Source organism: Syntrophales bacterium, assembly GCA_023229765.1.
Taxonomy (GTDB): Bacteria; Desulfobacterota; Syntrophia; order Syntrophales; family UBA5619; genus DYTH01.
The window spans coordinates 1-4,952 of sequence record JALNYO010000055.1; the positions used below are offsets into that span (position 1 = coordinate 1).

Consider the following 4,952-nt stretch of genomic DNA (forward strand, 5'->3'; position numbering starts at 1 on the left):
TCTGGTATCCCTGATGTCCTTATGAAGAGCATCATGGCCTTCCAATACCAACTCAAATTTTCCCCGAATGTCTTCCAGCAGAATCTCCAGATGGTCTTTTTCCATGCTTCACCTCGCAGGTCTTGGGGGTCAGGTCTTTAAATTTAGCGTTTTGCGGGGGCACATCGTTGAACTTTGATAACCGGCTCCGGACGACATTCAATACTTGTTCTAAAGTACGATCGAAAGAATGTTCAACGGCATCTTCTTTCCCCACGTGTACATGGTGAGGAAAAGTCTCCACATCCCAATCCGGGGCATTGTCCCACCGCATGATCAGTTTGCCGCGGCGATCCTGCCAGTGATAGGAATATTTGCGAATAGAAATACTTAAAACCGTCTCCCGGACGTGAAGAATCGTATCGTCGATCAATATCAACTCGGCGCGAAACCTGAGAATCTGTCCGAAATGCTCAAACCTGGAAATTTTATAAGACGCGATAACGTCGCTGTATTTGGTGAGAAGCTTAAGCATTCCGGAGCGCCCGCAACTTATCTTCCCACCAGATCAATGCCTTGCAGGCAAATTCCCAATCTTCCAGATCATTTTCTTTCTCGAAATCCTCTTTGCCTTTAACCGCATGAATATCCTGTTCATAACTTTCGAATGATTTTTTATACTTCTTTTCAAAACTTTCCTTTTCAGCCCCGAATTGATCAATCCTGGATAAGGCAATCATGACCGACCAATCCTTCAGCGCATCGTCAGACGACAGATATCCGTCTTCGAAAAGAATTTCATTTATAATCGCTGTGTTTTCCATATTTGCCTCTCTTTTTTCGGGGGTCAGTTTTCGGGGGTCAGGTCTTTAAAATTAGCGTTTTTGCGGGGGCTGAGTTCTCCTTATGAGCTATCGCGCCCATGAGAGTCATTTCCTCAATGGTCGAATGCAAACGCCATTTTTTCAAATGCACATAGGCGACAGGCTGATCAGCCTCTCTGTTACGGACAGACATTTCCTTGTGCCAACGATTGAAGTCGTCCTCACCCTCAACCTCAAAGATAAGAAGGACATTCTTCGGCAGTTTTGGGCTCCGTTTTTCGTCATCCATGAGGTAACGATGAAACTCGCTGGCCAACATCGCCGTGAACTTACTGTAATCACTCATCCTTTCCTCCTTTCAAAAAGGCATCCCTGTAATGCTGCCAATTTTCGTTAATATCCCAATCACCATATGTCAAAGCGCTTTCAAATTGAAGGTTCATAGGCATTTTCGTTTGTTTCCCCATTTTATCATACCGGTCAACATGAGAAAACCCATGAGCACAGTCATAGCGAGACGCTTTGAATAACTGCCAATATTGTCATTTCGACCGAAGGGAGAAATCTTTAACTATGCACGAGAATTAAGATTTCTCGTCGCTAACGCTCCTCGAAATGACAAAATTCAAAGGTCTCATTGTTGGGGGTGTCGGGGATCAGCAAGTCCGGGGGTCAGGTCTTTAAATTTAGCGTTTTGCGGGGCGGAAAATTGGGTTAGAGCGTTTCATGATCACAGTAACCGCACCATAATTGCTTCCGGAGAGATCATCAAGTTTATTGTGTTCAATATCTTCGTTTCTTCCGAGTTTACTTGTCCATCGGCCGGCTTGAGTTTGCCTTGCGGCGTGTGTCGGTTTTCCTCGTTCATCCGTGTAGATGGCTATCTTTTCAAACCCGCTTTCATAACCAGAGGCATCACAGGGAACATAGCCCGCAAGAGAATAGGCTTGTATGAAAGCCGCAAGGGTTTCCTCTCTGGGGGCTCCGTCCGGCCAGTATGCGGTGTATTGGTTATCAGGCCACCACCATCGGTCATCAGTCCCGGCCGCCCAGGCAATGCAATTATAATCCGGTGATTCGGGGCTCGTGATTCGATAATTTGAAGGCGTCAAAGAAGGAAACGCCGTTTCAATTCGATAACTGCTCAAGCGATATACCCTCGCTCCTTTCCCCACTGAAGCCAAGCCTTGGACATTTCTGCTACGATCCCTCTGTGTCTCGGTTTGACGGGGTCTTCGTTCGTGATGGATTTCAGCGCCCAGAACCATTGCCCCTGTTTGATTGACATTTCCCTCAGGATTAATGGTATTGACACCGGTCCCATCCCAATGATCTGCTGATAGGCCGGATGCATGACGATGTCTGAAACGGAGGAAAGAAACGCCGTTTCCGCTTCCCATTTTTCTTTGAGTCGGTGAAAGCGGATAAATGGAATTGATTCTCTTGAGACCGGAATAAAGTATTCGTTCAGAAATATTTCAAAGGCTCTTGAGACGGCGGCGCTTTCCTTCCCAACCGCTGCAGTTTCCTCGCCCAACCAAACGGGCACGTCATTCGGTGAGGTTTGGATATGCGGATTTACACTGGTCATTGAAACAGCTCCTTTGCTTTATCCGTGATACTATTGAAGAATATTTCATTCTTGAAGATCCGCAATTGGTCAAAATCGTTCCATATATCTTCGCTGTTCCCCGGATGGTTCGTGATCTTGAACACATCGATGTCGAATATGATCGGCAGAATTTTAGCGCTGGATGACTGATCCATGACGACACTTATGACCGCCGTTGCTTCAATTTCAGGATTGGGGACAGCCAATCTCATGATGAAATCAGCCAAGGATTGTGGGAGGTTGGGCGCAATTTCGGGAATCGTCAAAAGATAATCTTTGAAATCCCTGATCGGCAGGGGGATTTCGATACGGTTGATGTAACGTAAGGCCAATCTTTTCAGCCTGTTGGGTTTGGCCGTTTCAACATAGCGCTGCCAGAGTTCTCGGGCCTCGGCGCTAAAAGCACCCCAGCTTTCATAGGGATTGAACTTGTTGAAGGTGTATCCATCGATCCTAGCCTGAACCGCCTTCTTTTCCTCCGAAGAGCGATACATGTAGCCGACCGGCTGCACCGACGGTTCATCCATGCTTGGCCCCTGCGGCGAGATGCGAATGACGGCAGACCCCTTCGCCCGCATTTCCTTTTCGGGATATCGTCCCTTCACATGATCGAAGAACGTCCCGATTTGTTTCATGTTCATCCCTTCGGCCGGTTCGACCTGGATATCGAGAACCGCTTCGACGATCGGTGCTTTGGGAAATGTTGTATATGTCTTCACGGCATGCGTCCTCTGCGTTGACGTTTCTACGAGAGCTTTGAATTTCTCCCGAAATGTTGTTAATTGTCATTCCCGTGAAAACGGGAATCTGGTCTTTTCGGGAACTTATAGATTCCCGCCTGCGCGGGAATGACAAAAGGGTATAGATTTTCAAAGCTCTCTCTACTATACCATAAATCCGGCGATGAATGCTTGGCTTATTGGGGGTCAGGTCTTTAAATTTAGCGTTTTTGCGGGGGTGGGTCAGATCAGGCGTGTGCCGGTTTCCAAAATCTCCCTGACAAAGGGATCAGCAGCAACAAAATCTTCCGGTCGAAAAGGAATCGTCTCTATGTCACAACTCACCCCGAGGGTTATCTTTCTTACCTTGGCGCGATCAGCAATCCGGGAACCTTGAAAGGCATCAGATACGATTGCCAAATCAATATCACTCCATTCCGTGAACCCACCGGTAGCATAACTCCCGAAAAGAATTGCCTGACTTACATGAATCCGGTTTTCCTCAAGCCTTTTGATATACAGCGCAATCACGCTTCGGATGTGATCCGGGATTTTAGCCATTGGTAAATATCCTTAATTTTATTGAAATTTTCCAGTGTATATTCTTTTGAGCAATGGAGGTAAAAGGCTTCCTTGTAATCAGGATATCTGACTTCAAGATTGAAATCATTCACTTCATCCAGAAATATCTTTTGATCATCCGTAAGTTCCAGCGATGATTTCTCGGCCAACTTGACCAGGTTATGCGTCTTCGGAGGTATCTGTTCACTTTGCTTCTGAACCAAAATAGCTTTGAGCGTTTTCTCCAGTACAAGGTGGCCAAGAAAAAGGCACCAGTCATATTTCCCCGCAGCGAACAAACTTTCGGCCGCATCAAGATCGTGCGCAGCGCTCTCCAGCCAGAATTGAATATGTTCTTCGGATTTCATCTTTTTGGGGGTCAGGTCTTTAAATTTAGCGTTTTTACGGGAATTCACGGGGAGGGGCAAAGTACCCCTATTCTCTTATTTCTACCCCTGCTTCCCGGCAAAAAGAGATGAGGGATTTATATTCCTTCTCGGCTATCGCGCGCAAAATGGCGATTTCCAGTTCCTGATACTCATGAATAGCCACATTCCTGAATCCCGTCATGGCAATCATCGCCCGGGCGGTCTCTTCGCTCAGCACATTTGCCTTCTTGAGGAGAATAAACAGATCCGCGCTGCTTTGAGGAACCCCGAGATGATTTTCGGCCACGAGATGCTGCGCAAGATCAATGGCAGCCTGGCAGGCCCGTTCAATATTGAGAATCATCGCATCGATATGGGTGTAATTATCCAGCGCGGGGTTGAAGGCATACTCCTGGCGCATTCTCCTTAAGAAGCGCTCTATCGCGGCAGCCTTGTTCAAGACCACATTATCGGGCCCGGTAGGCATCCAGCACCTCCTTGCGATCAAGATTGAACTGTATGTACATTCCCATTAAAGAGGCCCTGCGGAGAGCAGCTCGTCCATGATTTCTCTGAAAAACGGGGACGCCTGTCAGAAAGGCTTCCCGGGAATAGACCAGGTTTGCCGATGAGATTTCCCCCAGATCCACCGTGCGCTCCAATTTGTATGCAAGATCATTGGCTATTTTCAGCCTCTCGATAGAGCTCAATTTTGCCCCTGCCTCCAGCATCAAGGCCAAATCAATATCGCTTTCCGGACCCAGATTCTCCCTGAGGGCGCTTCCCAGCAAATAAACCGCCAGAATCCTGGCATCGCCGGACAAAATCTCTTTTGTGCACCGTTTTATTTTAGGGGTAAGATTCATGGGGGTCAGGTCTTTAAATTTAG

The 4,952-nt window shown here is 47.2% G+C and carries 9 protein-coding genes; all 9 read right to left on the bottom strand.

Annotated features, from left to right (window positions below):
• Positions 1 to 506: 506 nt before the first annotated feature.
• Entirely contained in the window at positions 507 to 803 is a 297-nt protein-coding gene (locus M0P74_17035) for a hypothetical protein (protein MCK9365293.1), read from the bottom strand.
• A gap of 37 nt (positions 804 to 840) precedes the next feature.
• Positions 841 to 1,149 carry a hypothetical protein gene (locus tag M0P74_17040; protein MCK9365294.1) on the bottom strand — a complete coding sequence of 103 codons (309 nt, stop codon included), beginning with the start codon at positions 1,147 to 1,149 and terminating at the stop codon, positions 841 to 843.
• 340 nt (positions 1,150 to 1,489) lie between these two features.
• Positions 1,490 to 1,951: a hypothetical protein gene (locus tag M0P74_17045; GenBank protein MCK9365295.1), complete on the bottom strand. Its 462-nt coding sequence runs from the start codon at positions 1,949 to 1,951 to the stop codon at positions 1,490 to 1,492.
• Positions 1,948 to 2,394: a hypothetical protein gene (locus tag M0P74_17050; protein ID MCK9365296.1), complete on the bottom strand. Its 447-nt coding sequence runs from the start codon at positions 2,392 to 2,394 to the stop codon at positions 1,948 to 1,950. The genes M0P74_17045 and M0P74_17050 overlap by 4 nt, the downstream gene beginning before the upstream one ends.
• The gene (locus tag M0P74_17055; protein MCK9365297.1) at positions 2,391 to 3,134 is read right to left on the bottom strand and encodes a TIGR04255 family protein; all 744 of its coding nucleotides are present in this window, start codon (positions 3,132 to 3,134) and stop codon (positions 2,391 to 2,393) included. Before M0P74_17055 ends, M0P74_17050 begins: the two co-directional genes overlap by 4 nt.
• 243 nt (positions 3,135 to 3,377) lie before the next feature.
• Positions 3,378 to 3,695 (bottom strand): nucleotidyltransferase domain-containing protein, encoded by a 318-nt coding sequence (locus M0P74_17060; protein ID MCK9365298.1) that lies wholly within the window; start codon positions 3,693 to 3,695, stop codon positions 3,378 to 3,380.
• Positions 3,662 to 4,063, bottom strand: a complete 402-nt coding sequence (locus M0P74_17065; protein ID MCK9365299.1) for a HEPN domain-containing protein — start codon at positions 4,061 to 4,063, stop codon at positions 3,662 to 3,664. The genes M0P74_17060 and M0P74_17065 overlap by 34 nt, the downstream gene beginning before the upstream one ends.
• Positions 4,064 to 4,130: 67 nt before the next feature.
• Complete coding sequence (locus tag M0P74_17070; GenBank protein MCK9365300.1) at positions 4,131 to 4,550, bottom strand: DUF86 domain-containing protein; 420 nt, start codon at positions 4,548 to 4,550, stop codon at positions 4,131 to 4,133.
• Positions 4,531 to 4,952, bottom strand: a 422-nt coding sequence (locus M0P74_17075; protein MCK9365301.1) for a nucleotidyltransferase domain-containing protein, incomplete at its 5' end; no start/stop codon positions are given. The genes M0P74_17070 and M0P74_17075, both read right to left, overlap by 20 nt.

Coding starts and splice junctions, on each gene's coding strand:
- M0P74_17035 (MCK9365293.1), bottom strand. CDS start 803: ATGGAAAACACAGCGATTATAAATGAAATTCTTTTCGAAGACGGATAT.
- M0P74_17040 (MCK9365294.1), bottom strand. CDS start 1,149: ATGAGTGATTACAGTAAGTTCACGGCGATGTTGGCCAGCGAGTTTCAT.
- M0P74_17050 (MCK9365296.1), bottom strand. CDS start 2,394: ATGACCAGTGTAAATCCGCATATCCAAACCTCACCGAATGACGTGCCC.
- M0P74_17060 (MCK9365298.1), bottom strand. CDS start 3,695: ATGGCTAAAATCCCGGATCACATCCGAAGCGTGATTGCGCTGTATATC.
- M0P74_17065 (MCK9365299.1), bottom strand. CDS start 4,063: ATGAAATCCGAAGAACATATTCAATTCTGGCTGGAGAGCGCTGCGCAC.
- M0P74_17070 (MCK9365300.1), bottom strand. CDS start 4,550: ATGCCTACCGGGCCCGATAATGTGGTCTTGAACAAGGCTGCCGCGATA.